Below are 17,221 nucleotides of genomic sequence, written 5' to 3' on the forward strand. Positions count from 1 at the left end.
GGGCGCGGCGCGCGAGGCGGCCGCCGGCCCCGACGATGAGGCGCCGCAGGCGGGCGAAGAGGGTCCGCCGCGCGCCCTTCCCTTTTTTGCGGCCGTCGGGCATAGCTCGGGCCATGACCCATACCCTCACAGACCCGTCAGAGCGGTCCGTCCGCCACAGCCCGGCAGAGGATGCCCAGGGCATCGTCTACGGCAGCCTGATGGCGGCCTTCGCGATGCAGATCCTGACGTATCTGGGCCTGACCACGGGCCAGACGGCGGGGCTTGCCGTGTTGATCTCATATGCCACGGGCTGGCATTTCGGCCCGGTGTTCTTCGTCGTGAACCTGCCGTTCTACTGGCTGGGCTACCGACGCATGGGCCTGCGCTTCACGCTGAAGACGCTGCTGGCCGTGGCGCTTCTGTCCGGGCTGACCATGGTGCTGCCGGGCTGGGTCGGCTTTGCCCATCTCAACCCGATCCTGGGCGCGCTTCTCTTCGGGGCGATCACCGGCTCGGCGCTGCTCGCGCTCTTTCGTCACGGCGCCTCGCTGGGCGGGATCGGCATCCTTGCGCTTTACCTGCAGGACCGCACTGGCTTTCGCGCCGGGATGACGCAGCTGATCTTCGACGGCTGCCTGTTTCTCGTGGCCTTCGCGCTGCTAGATCCGAAGAAGGTGGTGATCTCGCTCCTCGGCGCGGTGATCGTCAACCTGGTGATCGCGGTGAACCACCGCCGTGACCGCTACGTCGCGACCTGAGGCCCGGCGATGAAACCCTATCTCATCCTCCTCGTGGCCGTCGCGTTCGAGACCTTCGGATCCACCTGCCTGCAGGCCAGCCAGCAGTTCACAAGGCTCTGGCCCTCGCTGGGCGTGGTCCTGGGCTTCGGCGCGGCTTTCTATTGCTTCACCCATATCCTGCGCTACCTGCCGCTGGGCGTGACCTATGCGCTGTGGTCCGGGATCGGGATCGTGGTGATCGCCGTTTCGGGCTGGCTGGTGTTCGGCCAGAAGCTGGACCTCGGCGCGGTCGCCGGCATCGGCCTGATCGTCGCCGGGATCGCGGTGATCAACCTGTTCTCCGGCGTCGGCACGCATTAAAGCGCCACAAAGCCCCAAGAACCCCAATCCCTGCCGCCAAGACCTCTGGCCAAACGTCCCGTTTGCCTGTATCGCGGCGGCGCAGCATTCACGGACGGACCTATGGATCTTCGCAACATCGCGATCATCGCGCACGTCGACCACGGCAAGACGACACTGGTGGACGAGCTTCTGAAACAATCGGGCACCTACCGCGAGAACCAGGCGGTGACCGAACGCGCGATGGATTCGAACGACATCGAACGCGAGCGCGGGATCACCATTCTCGCCAAGGCGACCTCGGTCGAGTGGCAGGGCCATCGCATCAACATCGTCGACACCCCCGGCCACGCCGATTTCGGCGGCGAGGTGGAACGTATCCTGAGCATGGTCGACGGCGTCGTCCTTCTGGTGGACGCGGCCGAAGGGCCGATGCCGCAGACCAAGTTCGTCACCTCCAAGGCGCTGGCGCTGGGGCTGCGGCCCATCGTGGTGCTGAACAAGGTCGACAAGCCGGATGCGGAACCCGACCGCGCGCTGGACGAGGTGTTCGACCTCTTCGCCAACCTCGGTGCCGATGACGATCAGCTTGATTTCCCGCATCTTTACGCCTCGGGCCGCGCCGGCTGGGCCGATGCCGATCTGGACGGTCCGCGCAAGGATCTCTCGGCGCTGTTCGACCTGATCGTCAAGCACGTCCCCGCCCCGAAGCAGCTCGACCACCGGGATGAACCGTTCCGCATGCTGGCGACCACGCTGTCGGCCGACCCGTTCATCGGGCGCATCCTGACCGGCCGCGTCGAAAGCGGCACGCTCAAGGCCGGCGACACGATCAAGGCGCTCAGCCGGACCGGCGATCGGATCGAACAGTTCCGCGTCTCTAAGATCCTGGCGTTCCGCGGCCTGTCGCAGCAGCCGATCGACCTGGCCGAGGCCGGCGACATCGTCACCATCGCGGGCATGACCAAGGCCACCGTGGCCGACACGCTGTGCGCCACCGATGTCGACACGCCGATCCCGGCCCAGCCGATCGACCCGCCGACCATCACCGTGACCTTCGGGATCAACGATTCTCCGCTTGCCGGCCGCGACGGCCAGAAGGTGCAGAGCCGCGTGATCCGCGAGCGGCTGATGAAGGAAGCCGAGCAGAACGTCGCGATCAAGATCGCCGACACTCCCGGCGGCGAGGCCTTCGAGGTATCGGGCCGTGGCGAACTTCAGATGGGCGTGCTGATCGAGAACATGCGCCGCGAAGGGTTCGAACTTTCGATCTCCCGCCCCCGCGTGATCATGCGCGAGGAAGACGGCCAGCGGATGGAGCCGGTCGAAGAGGTCACGATCGACGTCGATGACGAATACACCGGCGCGGTGATCGAAAAGCTGACCGGCCCGCGCAAGGGCGACATGGTCGACATGCGCCCCGCCGGCGCCGGCAAGACCCGGATCGTCGCCCATGTCCCGTCGCGCGGCCTGATCGGCTATCACGGCGAATTCCTGACCGACACGCGCGGTTCGGGCGTGCTCAACCGCATCTTCCACGGCTGGACCCCGCACAAGGGCCCGATCCAGGGCCGTCGCCAGGGCGTGCTGATCTCGATGGAGAACGGTACCTCGGTGGCCTACGCGCTCTGGAACCTCGAAGAGCGTGGCAAGCTGTTCATCGGCGCGCAGGAAGACGTCTACGAGGGCATGGTGATCGGCGAGCACTCGCGCGACAATGACCTCGAGGTGAACCCGCTCAAGGGCAAGAAGCTGACCAACGTCCGCGCCTCGGGCACGGACGAGGCAGTGCGCCTGACGACGCCGGTGCGCCTGTCGCTGGAAGAGGCCATCGCCTATATCGACGATGACGAGCTGGTCGAGGTGACGCCCAAGGTCATCCGCCTGCGCAAGCGCTTCCTCGACCCGCATGAGCGCAAGCGCCAGGCCCGCGCAAGCTGACACGGCACATGTTGTGATTGCCCCCGGCACGGCCACATGGCACGCTGGGAGCAATCAACCACAAGGCGAAACGGGTGGAGGACAGGGGCCGTGCGCCGGGCCAGCATCGACAGCTACCTGACGCTTGCGGGACGGATCAGCGCCGCAGCCCTTGATTCTGCCGCTTGGGACGATGTCCTCATCCAGATGTCACGAATGGTCGATGGGGTGCGCGCGCACCTGATCTCCCTCGATCTGACGACCGGTGGCGAAGGCGCCCGCCGCTTTTCCCACGGCTACGATCCCGAATACATGGACCTGTACCGGACGCGCTTTGCCGCCTCCAATCCGTGGACTCCGGTCCTGAGCAAGTCGACGCCGGGCGCCATGCACACGGCGCAGCAGATGTACCCCACCGATCTTCTCCGCCGATCCGAATTCTACGACGAATGGCTCCGCCCGCAGGAAGACCTCATCGCCGGCGGCGGCGGCCTCGTGATGCGCGACCCTCATCGCGTGGTGGTGATCGGCGGCAACATCCGCGCCCGCGATGCAGAGCGCCACGAGGCGGCCTGGATCCAGCTGCTCAGCGACGTCACACCGCTGATCGCCCAGGCGATCCAGATCAACCGTCAGCTCGCGGATCAGGCGCTGTGGCACCGGCTGCAATCGGGGGCCGTCGGGCAGGAAGGCGCGGCCGTGCTGCTCCTCGGCCCGGGACGCAGGATCGTCATGCTCGACGAGCGGGCGGCCGGGATGGTCGAGACGGGCAAGATCCTGCGCCTGGATGCGCTGGGACAGCTCAGCGTGACCGACCCGGCGGTACAGGCAAGGGTGGAAAGGCTGATGGCCAACAGCGCGGGCGCCACCCTGCCTGGCCCGATCAGCCTGCCCTTGCGGACCTGCGGGCGCACCGACTGGCAATGCCACCTGCTTGCGCTCGGATCCGAGGACATGCTTGCCAAGCTGCTGGCGAATGCGCATTTCGCCGTGCCGCCGCTTCTGGTGATCGTTCTGACCCCGCTTGCGCCCGCCTCTACCACGCGGGAGGCGCTGAGCCCCTCGCTTGGCCTCAGCCCGGCCGAGGCGGAGGTGGCAGGCCTTCTTGCCGACGGGCTCACCCCGGCCGAGATCGCCGCGCGCCGTGGCAGCGCCCTGGTCACCGTGCGCAACCAGATCAAGCAGGCCATGGTGAAGACGGGGTCCAGCCGGCAGCTGGATCTGGTGCGGCTGGTCCTCGCGGCCCGTTAAGCCGCCCATTATACCCCGAGACCTGTGACGTGCAGCCAGAGCCATACACCCGACAGCACCACACGGGGCGCTGCCGGGGCACAGGCTACGTCACCTACCCTTACCCAAATCACTGGTAACGACACCGCGATACGCGACTTGGCTCTGCTTCGCATGATCCATTTGGATCATGTTTCTTGCGGCTGCGATCCTCAGGCCGTGACCGCTTGCAAGACGGGGGTGAAGGGCTCGGTCCACACCTCCTCGCCCTCGAACACGGCAAAGGTGCCAGGCGCCAACATGTCCCACAATTCGCCCCCCTCCAGCGGCTCGGAGACGACGGCGCGACCGCCCCGGCTCTCGCTCCAGCGGTGGTAGAGGGTCGGCGCCTGGTCGTCAGATGCGTAACGCACGGCATAAAGGCGCTGGCCGTCGGAAAAGGCCGCGGTAAGCCTGCAGTGCGGCGTCGTGCCCTTCGCCCGCGACAGCGCCTCAAGCCGCGCCACGGCCCGTTCCAGCGCGCCCCTGGGGTCATCCTCCAGCCCTTCGCCAAGCGCCACGAGGAACAGCGCCTCGCTGTCGGTCGCACCCTTGCGGTGGGGGTAATGCCTGTCGTCGATCATCATCTCGGCATCCCGGCGGAACCGCTCGTACCCGCCGAACTGGCCATTGTGCATGAACGACCAGCGCCCCACCGCGAAGGGGTGGCAATTGTTGCGGCTGGTCGCCGTCCCGGTCGAGGCCCGCACATGCCCCATGAACAGCCCCGAACGCACCTGCCGGGTCAGCGAGCGAAGGTTCGGATCCGACCAAGCGGGGTAGATGTCGCGGAACAGCCCCGGCTCCTCCCGCTCGCCATACCAGGCCAGGCCGAAACCGTCGGCATTGATCTCGGTCTTCGATTCCGTCGCATGCAGCGACTGGGCGATCAGCGAATGGCCCGGCCGGATCACCACATCCTCGAGGAAGACCGGCGCTCCGATATAGGCGGCCCAGCGACACATGGCGGCATCTCCTTGCTGCGTTGGGCCACCCATAGCGCAGCCCGGCCTGTCTTGCATCCCCCCGAAATGGCGATCACGAGGCTTTCAGCGGGGAGAACTTCCCACTATGATGACCAATATGGAGATAAAAGACCCCCTCGACCGCAAGATCCTGATCGCCCTGCAACAGAACGCGGACCTCGCGCTCGAGGATCTGGGCGCCCGCGTGGGCCTGTCGCGCAACGCCGTCTGGCGCCGGGTCAAGGCGCTGGAGGCGTCAGGCGTGATCCGCCGCCGCGTGGCGCTGCTGGATGCGGAAAAGCTGGGCCTGGGGCTGACGGTCTTCATGATGATCCGCACCGACCGACATGCGCCGGACTGGCTGGAGCGTTTCGCCGAGGCGACGCGCGACATGCCCGAGATCCTGGGCGCCTACCGCATGACGGGCGAACTCGACTACCTGATCCGCGCCCGGGTGGCGGATGTAAAGGCCTATGACCGGCTTTACCAGCAACTGGTCTCGCGGGTCGAACTGGCCGATGTCTCGGCCAGCTTCGTGATGGAAGAGATCAAGGAAACGACCGAACTGCCGATCTGAGGCTCCGTGTCGGAGGAAGTCCCGATCAGACCTCTTCGACCACGACCAGATCACGCTCCGACGCACCCTTGGCGTGGCTCAGCGCCTCCTGGTAGCGGGGCGAGTTGTAGCAGGCCACCGCCGCCTCGACCGTCGGGAACCGCGCCACCACGTTACGCGCGCGATCGCGCCCCTCAAGCTGCACGTGATGCCCGCCGCGGGCGAGGAAGACCCCACCGTGTTCGGCGATCGCCTCGGTCGCGATGGCGGCATACTTCTTGTACGCCGCCTCGTCGGTCACATGCACATTCGCGATCCACAAGGCCATGGCCTACCCTCCGATCATCGCTTCGACCGCGGCGATGGCCTCATCGGCCTTCCCCGCATCCGCGCCGCCGCCCTGCGCCATGTCGGCGCGGCCGCCGCCGCCCTTGCCGCCCAGCACCGGCACCGCCGCGCGCACCATCTCGACCGCCGAAACGCGGCCGGTCATGTCCTCAGTCACGCCCGCAGCCACCGCCGCCTTGCCGCCGGTGTCGGCGATCAGCAGCACGGCCCCGGATCCCACGCGCGACTTCATCTCGTCGATCAGCGCCGGAAGATCCTTGCCGGACACCCCGGAAAGCACCTGAGCAATGAGCTTCACCCCGTTGATTTCCTTGGCTTCCGGACCGGCAGCCCCGCCGCCGCCCATGGCCAGCTCTCGCCGCAGCTGCGCCACCTCGTTCGACAGCGCTCGGCGCTCGTCCAGCAGCGCCTGCACCCGGTCGACCGCCTCGGCGCCATGCGCCTTCAGCACGCCCTCAATCCGGCTCAACACGCTGTCGCGGCCCCGCAGCTCGGCCATCGCGGCCTCACCCGTCAGCGCCTCGATCCGGCGCACGCCCGCCGAGGACGCGGTTTCCGAGGTCAGCGCAAAAGTCCCGATCTCACCCAGCCGGCCGACATGGGTGCCACCGCACAGCTCGATCGAATAGGTCTTGCCGTCCGTCCCCTTGCCGGAACCGTCCAGCGCGCCCATCGACACGACGCGCACCTCGTCGCCGTATTTCTCGCCAAAGAGCGCCTGCGCCCCCAACTCCCGCGCCTCGTCCGGCGCCATGATCCGGGTGGTCACCGCGCCATTCTGACGGATCAGCGCGTTCACCTCACGCTCGACCTGCGCAATCTCCTCCGCGCTCAGCGCCTTGCCATGCGAAAAGTCGAACCGCAGCCGATCGGGCGCGTTCAGCGACCCGCGCTGCGCAATGTGATCGCCCAGCGTCCGGCGCAGCGCCTCGTTCAGAAGGTGCGTGGCGGAATGGTTGGCCCGGATCGCGCCACGGCGGGCATGATCCACCACCAGTTCGGCGCCCTGCCCGGTGGTGATCTTGCCCTCGGTCACCTCGGCGAAGTGGATGAACACGCCCTGTACCTTCTTGGTGTCGGTGATCTCGGCCCGACCCGTGTCGGTCCGGAGCACACCGGCATCGCCAACCTGCCCGCCCGATTCCGCGTAGAACGGCGTCTGGTTCAGCACGACCTGAACCGACTGGCCCTTGGTCGCCTCGCCCACCTTGTCGCCGTCCACGACCAGCGCAAGCACGGCGCCCTCGGCCTGCTCGGTGTCGTAGCCCAGGAACTCGGTCGCGCCGGTGTCCTCGGCGATGTCGAACCAGATCGTCGCGTCCTTGGTCTCGCCCGAGCCGGCCCAGCTGGCCCGCGCCTTGGCCTTCTGTTCGGCCATCGCGGCATCGAAACCACCCACGTCGACACTCCGCCCCATCTCGCGCAGCGCATCCTGCGTCAGGTCCAGCGGGAAACCGTAGGTGTCGTAGAGCTTGAACGCCGCCTCGCCCGGCAGCGGCGCGCCCGAGGCGATCTTGCCCAGCTCATCGTCCAGCAGCCGCAGCCCGCGGGCCAGCGTCTGGCGGAATCGGGTCTCCTCCAGCTTCAGCGTCTCTTCGATCAGCGGCTGCGCCTGGCCAAGCTCCGGATAGGCCTCGCCCATCTGGCGCACCAGTGCGGGCACCAGTTTGTACATCACGGGTTCATCGACGCCCAGTTGATGTGCATGCCGCATGGCCCGACGCATGATCCGCCGCAGCACGTAGCCGCGCCCGTCGTTCGAGGGCATCACACCGTCGGCGATCAGGAACGAGGTGGAGCGCAGGTGATCGGCGATCACCCGGTGATGGGTCTTGCCCGGCCCGTCCGGATCGGAATCGGTCGCATGCGCCGAAGCCTCGATCAGGCTGCGCATCAGGTCGGTGTCGTAATTGTCATGCTTGCCCTGCAACAGCGCGCCGATCCGCTCCAGCCCCATGCCGGTGTCGATCGACTGCGCCTTGAGGTCGGTCATCGAGCCGTCCTCGAACTGCTCGTTCTGCATGAAGACGAGGTTCCAGATCTCGATGAAGCGATCGCCATCCTCATCCGGGCTGCCGGGCGGGCCGCCGGCGATATGTTCGCCGTGATCAAAGAAGATCTCGGTGCACGGACCACACGGCCCGGTCGGCCCCATCTGCCAGAAGTTGTCCGAGGTCGGGATGCGGATGATCCGCTCGTCCGGCAGGCCCGCGACCTTCTTCCAGATGTTCGCCGCCTCGTCGTCGGTGTGGTAGACCGTGACAAGAAGCTTGTCTTTCGGAATGCCGAAATCCTTGGTCAGCAGTTCCCAGGCGAAGGGGATCGCGCCTTCCTTGAAGTAATCGCCGAAGGAGAAATTCCCCAGCATTTCAAAGAAGGTATGGTGGCGCGCGGTATAGCCCACGTTGTCGAGGTCGTTGTGCTTGCCGCCGGCGCGCACGCATTTCTGCGCGGTGGTGGCGCGGGAATAATCGCGGTGCTCGACCCCGGTGAAGACGTTCTTGAACTGGACCATGCCCGAGTTGGTGAACATCAGCGTGGGGTCGTTGCGCGGGACCAGCGGGCTCGACGCCACCACCTCGTGTCCGTTGCGGCGGAAGTAATCGAGGAAGGTCGAGCGGATATCGTTGAGCGAAGGCATCTGGATCTCTTGAAACGCGGTTTCGGACGGGTTTATCCCCCCGAGCCCCCGATTGTCCATCACGCTGTTGCGCGGAGGTCAGGCCAGCAGCAGATGGGCGAACCTTTCGGGGTTCTCCCGCAGCAGACGGGGGAAATCCGGCCCGATCTCGCGCCGGGCAAAACCTTCGCGGCCCTCGCGCGCCGTCTCGACCGCGCCCTGCTCGGCATCGGCCGAGCCGATCCCAGGGGTACCCGCCTCGCCCGAATTGTGATGTGGCAACGCCTCACTCTTGACCGAGAGGCTGTCGCCGTTGGCCAGCCACGAGAAATGCCAGCCCGCGTTCCTGATCAGACGGCGGCGGATCGGGCGGCCCATGGCGCGTGCGGCCTTCCACAGCCGCACCTTGTCGCGCAGCCAGCCGTCGGCCGGGCCGCGCACCATGCGCAGGGCACGGATGCTGGGCACGTCGGCGCGCCGCGCCGCCCGGGGGGCGCCCCGCAGATAGGTCTCGTCCCGCTCGAGGTTGAGGTAGTAGTTGAACCAACGCAGTTCCAGCTGGACCACCTCGCCCACTCGCGGCGGCGCCGCGCGCACCGCCCGCATCGCCTCGGCACTGGGGATCTCGTCTGCGTCGGTGGCGAGGATCAGATCGTCCGGGTTCGCGTCGGTGATCGCGGCAAGCGTCTGGTCGAACTGGTAATATTCGCGCTGCCAGTCGGTCAGCTCCTCGGGGAAGCGGTCGATCTCCACCCGCTGGATCCGGTCCGCGAACCGCGCGAACCTGTCCATGTTCTCTTTCAGGAACAGGGGCTTCGGTTGCCCGCTGAAGGTGCGCGCAGCCTCCACGATGACGTAGCGATCGACCAGCCCGTCAAGCTCGACCAGCCGCATCTCCAGCAGGTCGAGCTCGTTGAAGAAGGGAAAGCAATTGTAGATCCGCAAAGTGGCACCCCCGCTGTCCGCGCGTCACCGGCTTACCGCCGCGGGGGACGCGCCGCAATGTGCGGATCACTCCTCGACGAGGTTGTCCTCGCCACCGCTGCCGGGGAATTCCAGCCCGTGCGCCGCGCGGATCTTGTCCTCGATATCGGAGGCGATGGCCGGGTTCGAGCGCAGGAAGTTCTTGGCGTTCTCGCGCCCCTGGCCGATCCGCTCGTCGCCGTAGCTGTACCAGGCCCCCGACTTGTCGACTACGCCGGCCTTGACGCCGAGGTCCAGAACCTCGCCCATCTTCGAGATCCCCTCGCCGTACATGATGTCGAACTCGACCTCGCGGAACGGAGGGGCGACCTTGTTCTTCACCACCTTCACCCGGGTCGAGTTGCCGATCACCTCGTCGCGATCCTTGATCGCGCCGGTGCGGCGGATGTCGAGGCGCACGCTGGCGTAGAACTTCAGCGCGTTGCCGCCCGTCGTGGTTTCGGGGTTGCCGAACATCACGCCGATCTTCATGCGGATCTGGTTGATGAAGATCACCATGCAGTTCGACCGTCCGATGGAGGCCGTCAGCTTGCGCATCGCCTGGCTCATCAGCCGGGCCTGGGCGCCCATCTGGTGTTCGCCCATGTCTCCCTCAAGCTCCGCCTTGGGCGTCAGCGCGGCAACCGAGTCGACCACAACCATGCTGACCGCGCCCGAACGCACCAGCGTGTCGACGATCTCCAGCGCCTGCTCGCCCGTGTCGGGCTGCGAGATCAGCAGCTCGTCGAGGTTCACGCCCAGCTTGCGCGCATAGATGGGATCGAGCGCGTGTTCGGCGTCGACGAAGGCGCAGACGCCGCCCTTCTTCTGTTCCTCGGCTACGCAATGCAGGGTCAGCGTGGTCTTGCCCGAGCTTTCGGGCCCATAGATCTCGATGATCCGGCCCTTCGGCAGGCCACCGATTCCCAGCGCGATGTCGAGACCCAGCGAGCCGGTCGACGTCGCCTCGATCTCGGCCACCGGCTTGTCGCCGCCGAGCTTCATGATCGAGCCCTTGCCGAATTGCCGCTCAATCTGCGCGAGCGCCGAATCGAGCGCCTTCTGCTTGTCCATGCCCTGCTTTCCTTCGAAGTCGAGGAGAGTTGCCGTCGCCATCTTCCGCTCCTTATTTCACAGCCCGCGCCTTGCGGCAATCCTGGGTTTGTTCCCGCCTTGTTCCTGTATTTATGAGATCAAAAGGAGAACATTTCAAGGTATTTTTCCCTTGCCCAGCTTTTGCCGGTTTTGGTTAATCTAAGGTTAGCGCCCGGGGCGGAAGTGTGTGGGCCAAGGCGGCGGCAGGTCGCGGGACGTAACGTCGGAAAGGCGAAAAAGACAGGCATGTTGGTATTCTGGGAGCAGAGGCTGGTGTTTCTCGCCACGCCCAAGACGGGGTCGACCGCGATACAGGCGGCGCTCGAATCGATGGCGGAGATCTCGGTGCAGCGGCCGCCGGCGCTGAAACACACCACGGTCGGGCGCTACCGCCGCTTCCTCGGGCCCTGGCTCGAGAAATCCTCGGGGCACGAGTTCGAGGTGGTGGCGCTGATGCGCGAGCCCGTCAGCTGGCTGGGCAGCTGGTTCCGCTACCGCGGGCGGGACGGCATCGAGGGATCGAAACGCTCGACCAAGGGGATGTCTTTCGACGATTTCGTCGCCGCCTACCTGTCGAAACCGGTGGCGGACTTTGCCAATGTCGGCAGCCAGGCCCGGTTCCTCGGGGCGGGCAAGCCCGGCGGGGTCGACCGGGTGTTCCGCTATGAGGAAATCGGCACCTTCGTCGACTTCCTCGAGGACAGGCTGGGATGCGAGATCATCCTCCCCCGGCTCAACGTCTCGCCCGAGGGGGCGACACCGCTCTCCGCCCCGCTGCTCGATCGGCTAAAGCGGGAACGCGCCGAAGATTTCACGCTTTACGAGTCGCTTCAGCGCAGCTGACGGATCCTCGCGGGCGGAATCGCCGGGCGATGTTCTTTCGGGGCCGTCGGCTCGAGCTGCCGCGATGCCCGTCGCGGCCATTGCTCCATCGTCGCGGCCAAGGGACCCTCGCCCCGACCCGCGCTCGGAACTGCTTCGGCGCTCAGGCAACGTGGCGTTCTGGGCTGTCACGGCTCGTTCCCACCCCCTTGCTGAGGCCTGCGCCCTGGCTCAGCCTCCGTCTTCCTGCCGCTCCGGGCGCCGGCAGGTCGATCCTTGCTTCGCGTCCTTTCCCTCTGGCTCCCACGACACGTCGGGCGACGTCCGGGCAGCGGCGCGTTCTACGCTCGTCGGCGCCGGACCGGGCGCCGCACCCGCGCTTCAATGGATCTGTCGCTGCACCGTTCGGGTCAGATCGGTCAGCGAAAACGGCTTGGGCAGGAAAACGGAATTCGGAATCCGCGCCTGGCTGTCGGCAAAGCTGTCCTCCGCGTAGCCGGAGACGAAGACGACCCGGGTGTCCGGCCGCGCCTTCAGCGCCTCCCGCACCCAGCTCGGCCCATCCATCCCCGGCATGATCACATCGGTGACGAAGACGTCCACGGCAAGGTCCGGGTCCTGCAGGACCTCCAGCGCCTCCTCGGCACTCTCTGCCTCGAGGACGGTATACCCCCGCATCCTCAGCGCTCTGGAGGCGAACGCGCGCACTGGCGCCTCGTCCTCCACCAGAAGAACCACGCCGCCATGCGCCTGGGCAACCGGGGCCTCGATCTGCGGGGCAAGCGCCGGCATGGCGGCGGCCAGGTCGTGCGCCGGGAAATAGAGGGTGAAGGTCGTGCCCGCCCCGACCACGGAGTCGGCGAAGATGAAGCCGCCGGTCTGCTTGATGATGCCGTAGGCGGTCGACAGACCCAGGCCCGTGCCCTCGCCCGTCCGCTTGGTCGTGTAGAAAGGTTCGAAGATCTTCGCGAGAGCTTCGGGCGTGATCCCGATCCCCTCGTCGCGGACCCGCACCACGACGTAATCGCCCACCGGCACCGTCGCCCGGTCCCGCACGAGTTCCACGTCGAGGTGGCGGTTCTCGGTTTCGATCCAGATCGCGCCGCCCTCGGGCATCGCGTCGCGCGCATTGACCACGAGGTTCATCAGCACCTGCTCAAGCTGCCGGCGGTCGGCGCGCACCGCGCGCAGGCCGACATCGTGCGACAGGCTGAGGGTGACCTTCTCGCCGACGAGGCGGTTGAGCAGATGGGTCAGGTCCGACAGCGCCTCGCGCAGATCGACGACCTCGGGCTTCAGCGTCTGCTTTCGGGAAAAGGCCAGCAGCTGCCCGACCAGGCTGGCCGCACGGTTGGCGTTCTGATGGATCTGAACGAGGTCGCCGTAATCCGGATCACCCTTCTCGTGACGCAGCAACAACAGGTCGCAATGCCCTGAAATCGCAGTCAGAAGATTATTGAAGTCATGCGCGACGCCGCCGGCGAGCTGGCCGATCGCCTGCATCTTCTGGCTTTGCACGAACTGTGCCTCCAGCGTCTTCAGCTCGGTCGCGTCGTTGAGCACCACGACGACCCCGGGACGGCCCATCTCGACCGTGCGGCGCAGGGTGATCTGAAGGTAACGGTCCTCTTCGGCCCGGGTCGCGCGCAACACCTCCGACCGGTTGGAGCCACGCCCGGCGAGCACGTCGTCGACCCAGTCGGCGACCGGACGGCCCAGCCCCTCTACCAGATCCTGAAACCCGGCGGTCTCGGACTCGTCGAGGCCCAGCAGCTCCCGCGCCATGCGGTTCGCGCCCGCCAACTGCCCGTCGCCGCCCACGCGGCCGAGTGCGACCGGCAGATCCTCGAACCCCAATGCCTCGTGTCGCGGGGCCTCCTCACTGGTCGGCAGAAGGTAGATCTCGCGCCGTTCGCCTGGCCCCTCGACCTCGGCCACGATGGCGCGCAGCGGGCCGTCGGCGCCCGACAGCTCCGCCTCCTCCCCCGAATGCAGCGGCAGCCGCACGAACACCCGGTCCAGCGACTTCGGGCGCGCCCCGAGGATCCGCCGCAACGCCTCGTTCATGAACAGGATCGCACCGGATTTCGACGCGATCAGCATCGGCAAGCTGAGCGCCTCGCCCCCGCGCGAGGCGCCCAACTTGTCGATGACCTCCTCCAGCCGCCAGAGATAGCGGCCTTGGGCGATCCGGTGCACCGAAAGACGGACATGGCCGCGGCGCGTCACCACGTCTTCGCTGGCCTGGCCGGCATTCGCGGCGCGCGACTGCAACCGGTAGAGCACCGCCGACGGGTTGGCGAAGAGATCCTTCATCGCGCGGACGATGGTCTGCCCGCCTTGCGTTCCGAATCGGGTCTCGGCAGCGCGGTTCTGGAATTCCACCCGCCCCTCGGCATCCGTGCCGAAGGTCGGCGCGACATCTTCAGCCACGAGCGCAAGCACCTGCGCGCGAAGTCGCGTGGCGGCCCGCGCATGGCGCGCGGCAAGCAGGCGGATCAGCGCGGCGGCGGCGATCAGGCTCATCCCCGCGAACATCAGGCCGTACCGCATGTATTCCGGCGTCTGCAGGCCGGAGCCAATCAGCAGGACGAAGGCCATCACCACCAGCAGACCCGATTTCTGCTGCAGGTTGAGAGCGGTGCGCGTTACAGGGTTCGCGGCCGGATGGGACAAGGCGTCCTCCGTAAGGGAATCGTTACCCCCGCATTCGGCGCAAAATTCGTTAATCGCCTCTTAATCAAAACCATTTCCTCGCCGTGGCGCCGCGGAAACTCGCTAAAATTGTTTAAGGTTAGGTTTACTTTCGCGTCAAGAGTGCGAGGTAGAAGCCGTCCCCGCCGTCGCGCGGCGTGAACCGGTGCTCAGCCGTCATCTTCCACTCGGGATGCGCGGCAAGGAATCCCTCGATCTGCGCCCCGTTCTCGGCCTCGATCAAAGAGCAGGTCGCGTAGGCAAGATACCCGAACTTTGCCACATAATATACTGTATCTTCAAGGATTTCACGCTGGATACTGCATAGATCGTCGAGCCGTCCTCGGGTCAGGCGCCACTTCGCTTCGGGCGCGCGCCGCCAAGAGCCGGAACCCGAACATGGAACGTCCAGCAGCACCAGGTCAAAGGGGGCCGCGCGGGCCACATCGGCGGTGTCGAGACGGCCGATCCGCGCCCCAGCGCGAGCGGCGCGAGCGAGCAGATCCTGCATCCGCGCAGGATCGGCGTCATGGGCGAAGACCTCCAGCCCGCCGCGCGCTGCCAGCGCCAACGACTTGCCCCCACCGCCCGCACAGTAATCCAAGACGCGCTGTCCCGACGCCGCGGGCAAGGCAGCGACCAACGCCTGCGACGCCGCGTCCTGCAATTCGACCAGCCCCTCGCGGAAGGCCGCAGAATTGCGGATCTTTCGTTCGTTTTCCGTGACTTCCAGCGCAGTGTTGGCCAAGGGACCAGGGCGCGTCGCGATCCCCTCGGTGGCCAGCGACGCCGCGGCCTCGTCGACACTGGCACGCGCCGTGTTGACCCGGAGGAAGACCGGCGCGCGGTGGCGCAGCGCCTCCATCACCGGGGCGAAATCGTCGCCGAGGCTTTCCTTCAGCACCGGCGCCAACCAGTCGGGACAATCGAGCGCGGCCAGCGGCGGAAGCTCGGGCGAATGTGCCAGATGCGTGCGCTCCGCCTCGGTCAGCGGTGCTGGGGCGTGGCCCTCTCCGGTGAACAAAGCCTCGGGGTCGCGACCGGCGGCACGAAGGCCACCGAGGACCAGGGCACGGCCGCTTCCCCCCCCGCCAAGCACCGCATGGGACCGCAGGCAGCGCAGCGCGGTGAAGACATGATCGCGCACCGCCGCGCGGTCGCCGGACCCCGCGAAACGGCTGGCCCGAGACCATTGCGTCAGCGCCTGTTCAGCATTGGCCCCGGCCTGCACCCGGTCGAGCACATCCATCGCCGCGGCCAGCCGGGCGGCGGGGGTCATGCCCCCTTCCCCGCGGCCTGGATTGACCTGAATATCGGCGCTGATCCCATTGCCATGAAACGCAAATCAGCCGATCCGATAGTTGGGGCTCTCGCGCGTGATCTGGACATCGTGGACATGGCTTTCCTTAAGCCCGGCGCCAGTGATGCGGACGAAATTGCAGTTCTTGCGCATCTCCTCGACGGTGCCGTTGCCGGTATAGCCCATCGCCGCGCGCAGACCGCCCACCAGCTGGTGGATCACCGCCCCGGCCGAGCCCTTGTAGGGCACCTGGCCCTCGATCCCCTCGGGAACCAGCTTGTCCGAGGCCGCGTCCTTCTGGAAATACCGGTCGGCCGAGCCGCGCGCCATGGCGCCAAGACTGCCCATGCCACGGTAGAACTTGTAGCTGCGGCCCTGGTAGAGGATGACCTCGCCCGGGCTTTCCTCGGTCCCCGCGATGGCCGAACCGACCATGGCGCAGGAGGCCCCCGCCGCGATCGCCTTGGCGAAATCGCCCGAGAGCTTGATGCCGCCATCGGCGATCACCGGCACATCGCCCGCCGCCGCCGCCGCATCCATGATCGCCGTCAGCTGGGGCACGCCCACGCCCGCCACCATTCGCGTGGTGCAGATCGAGCCCGGCCCGATCCCCACTTTCACCGCGTCGGCACCGGCGTCGATCAGGGCACGCGTGGCCTCGGCGGTGGCGACGTTACCGGCCACCACCTGAACCTCGTTCGACAGCATCTTCGCCCGCTCGACCGCCTTGGCAACCCCTTCGGAATGGCCATGCGCGGTGTCGATCACGATCAGGTCGCAGCCGGCATCCACGAGCGCCTGCGACCGCTCGAACCCGGCGTCGCCCACAGTGGTTGCCGCCGCCACCCGGAGGCGGCCCAGCTGGTCCTTGCAGGCCTGCGGGTTCAGCACCGCCATCTCGGTGTCCTTGAGCGTCAGCAGACCGGTGAGCTTGCCCTCGGCATCGGTGACCAGAAGCTTCTCGATCCGCCGCGCCTTCATCAGGCTCTTCGCCTCGTCCCGGTCGGCGGGTTCCTGCAGGATCGCCAGGTTGTCCGAGGTCATCATCACCCGGACCGGGGTCTTGTCGTCGCTGGCGAACCGCATGTCGCGGTTGGTGACGATGCCGACCACCCGGCCGCTTTCGTCGACCACCGGAAAGCCGGTGACGTTGTAACGCGCCTGCAGCTCCTTGGCATCGGCCAGGGTCTGGTCGGCGCGCAGGGTGATCGGGTTGTAGACGATCCCGCTTTCAAAGCGTTTCACCCGGCTCACCTCGTCGGCCTGCTGCTCGACCGTCAGGTTGCGGTGGATGACGCCGATCCCGCCCGCCTGCGCCATGGCAATCGCCATGCGCGCCTCGGTCACCGTGTCCATGGCCGAGGACAACAGCGGAATGTTCATCCGCACCTGGCGGGTGACATAGGTCGAGGTGTCTGCGGTCGAGGGCAGTACCGAGGAGGCAGCCGGGACCAGAAGGACGTCGTCGAAGGTGAGGGCCTCGCGAATCTCCATGGGTCTCTCCTGGGAGGTTTTCGTTTGGCGGTTCCCTATTTCACGCCCCGGGCGGAATGAAAAGGGCAAAAGACCGCGAAGGCCGGCCTGCGTCGGATCGTCCATTGCCCGCGG

General features: G+C 66.8%; 14 protein-coding genes. 6 read left to right on the top strand and 8 right to left on the bottom strand.

The window, feature by feature from the left end:
• Positions 1–113 precede the first annotated feature (113 nt).
• From CVV76_RS04010 to CVV76_RS04025, 4 genes are all read left to right on the top strand, one after another.
• Positions 114–740 carry a YitT family protein gene (locus CVV76_RS04010; RefSeq protein ID WP_102223324.1) on the top strand — a complete coding sequence of 209 codons (627 nt, stop codon included), beginning with the start codon at positions 114–116 and terminating at the stop codon, positions 738–740.
• Between the two features lie 9 nt (positions 741–749).
• Positions 750–1,082, top strand: coding sequence for an SMR family transporter (locus tag CVV76_RS04015; RefSeq protein ID WP_102223325.1), 333 nt, complete (start codon positions 750–752; stop codon positions 1,080–1,082).
• A gap of 102 nt (positions 1,083–1,184) precedes the next feature.
• Positions 1,185–3,002 (top strand): translational GTPase TypA, encoded by a 1,818-nt coding sequence (gene typA, locus CVV76_RS04020; protein WP_102223326.1) that lies wholly within the window; start codon positions 1,185–1,187, stop codon positions 3,000–3,002.
• 90 nt (positions 3,003–3,092) lie between these two features.
• A complete protein-coding gene (locus CVV76_RS04025; protein ID WP_102223327.1) occupies positions 3,093–4,232 on the top strand; it encodes a helix-turn-helix transcriptional regulator in 1,140 nt (379 codons plus the stop codon).
• 191 nt (positions 4,233–4,423) lie between these two features.
• Here CVV76_RS04025 and CVV76_RS04030 read toward each other — a convergent pair whose 3' ends face one another.
• Complete coding sequence (locus CVV76_RS04030) at positions 4,424–5,215, bottom strand: class II glutamine amidotransferase (protein WP_102223328.1); 792 nt, start codon at positions 5,213–5,215, stop codon at positions 4,424–4,426.
• Positions 5,216–5,333: 118 nt separating this feature from the next.
• Between CVV76_RS04030 and CVV76_RS04035 the strand changes: the two genes are divergently transcribed.
• On the top strand, positions 5,334–5,792 hold the full coding sequence (locus CVV76_RS04035) for an Lrp/AsnC family transcriptional regulator (protein ID WP_269844479.1): 459 nt from the start codon (positions 5,334–5,336) through the stop codon (positions 5,790–5,792).
• Positions 5,793–5,817: 25 nt separating this feature from the next.
• Here CVV76_RS04035 and CVV76_RS04040 read toward each other — a convergent pair whose 3' ends face one another.
• The 4 genes from CVV76_RS04040 to recA form a co-directional block, all read right to left on the bottom strand.
• Complete coding sequence (locus tag CVV76_RS04040; RefSeq protein WP_102223330.1) at positions 5,818–6,099, bottom strand: DUF1330 domain-containing protein; 282 nt, start codon at positions 6,097–6,099, stop codon at positions 5,818–5,820.
• Positions 6,100–6,102: 3 nt separating this feature from the next.
• Positions 6,103–8,760, bottom strand: coding sequence for an alanine--tRNA ligase (gene alaS, locus CVV76_RS04045; RefSeq protein ID WP_102223331.1), 2,658 nt, complete (start codon positions 8,758–8,760; stop codon positions 6,103–6,105).
• A gap of 78 nt (positions 8,761–8,838) precedes the next feature.
• On the bottom strand, positions 8,839–9,684 hold the full coding sequence (locus CVV76_RS04050; RefSeq protein ID WP_102223332.1) for a glycosyltransferase family 17 protein: 846 nt from the start codon (positions 9,682–9,684) through the stop codon (positions 8,839–8,841).
• A 66-nt stretch (positions 9,685–9,750) separates the two neighbouring features.
• Complete coding sequence (gene recA / locus CVV76_RS04055) at positions 9,751–10,818, bottom strand: recombinase RecA (RefSeq protein WP_102223333.1); 1,068 nt, start codon at positions 10,816–10,818, stop codon at positions 9,751–9,753.
• Between the two features lie 225 nt (positions 10,819–11,043).
• Here recA and CVV76_RS04060 point away from each other — a divergent pair, with 225 nt between their 5' ends.
• Complete coding sequence (locus CVV76_RS04060) at positions 11,044–11,640, top strand: hypothetical protein (RefSeq protein WP_102223334.1); 597 nt, start codon at positions 11,044–11,046, stop codon at positions 11,638–11,640.
• Positions 11,641–12,000: 360 nt separating this feature from the next.
• On the opposite strand, the gene CVV76_RS04065 is transcribed toward CVV76_RS04060, so the two are convergent.
• The 3 genes from CVV76_RS04065 to guaB all read right to left on the bottom strand — a co-directional run bounded on the left by CVV76_RS04065 (position 12,001) and on the right by guaB (position 17,107).
• On the bottom strand, positions 12,001–14,220 hold the full coding sequence (locus CVV76_RS04065; protein WP_102223434.1) for a hybrid sensor histidine kinase/response regulator: 2,220 nt from the start codon (positions 14,218–14,220) through the stop codon (positions 12,001–12,003).
• Positions 14,221–14,419: 199 nt separating this feature from the next.
• Positions 14,420–15,592, bottom strand: a complete 1,173-nt coding sequence (locus CVV76_RS04070; protein ID WP_102223335.1) for an RsmB/NOP family class I SAM-dependent RNA methyltransferase — start codon at positions 15,590–15,592, stop codon at positions 14,420–14,422.
• 66 nt (positions 15,593–15,658) lie between these two features.
• Positions 15,659–17,107, bottom strand: a complete 1,449-nt coding sequence (gene guaB, locus CVV76_RS04075; protein ID WP_102223336.1) for an IMP dehydrogenase — start codon at positions 17,105–17,107, stop codon at positions 15,659–15,661.
• Between the last annotated feature and the right edge of the window lie 114 nt (positions 17,108–17,221).

Source organism: Acidimangrovimonas sediminis (assembly GCF_002871005.1).
Classification (GTDB): domain Bacteria; phylum Pseudomonadota; class Alphaproteobacteria; order Rhodobacterales; family Rhodobacteraceae; genus Acidimangrovimonas; species Acidimangrovimonas sediminis.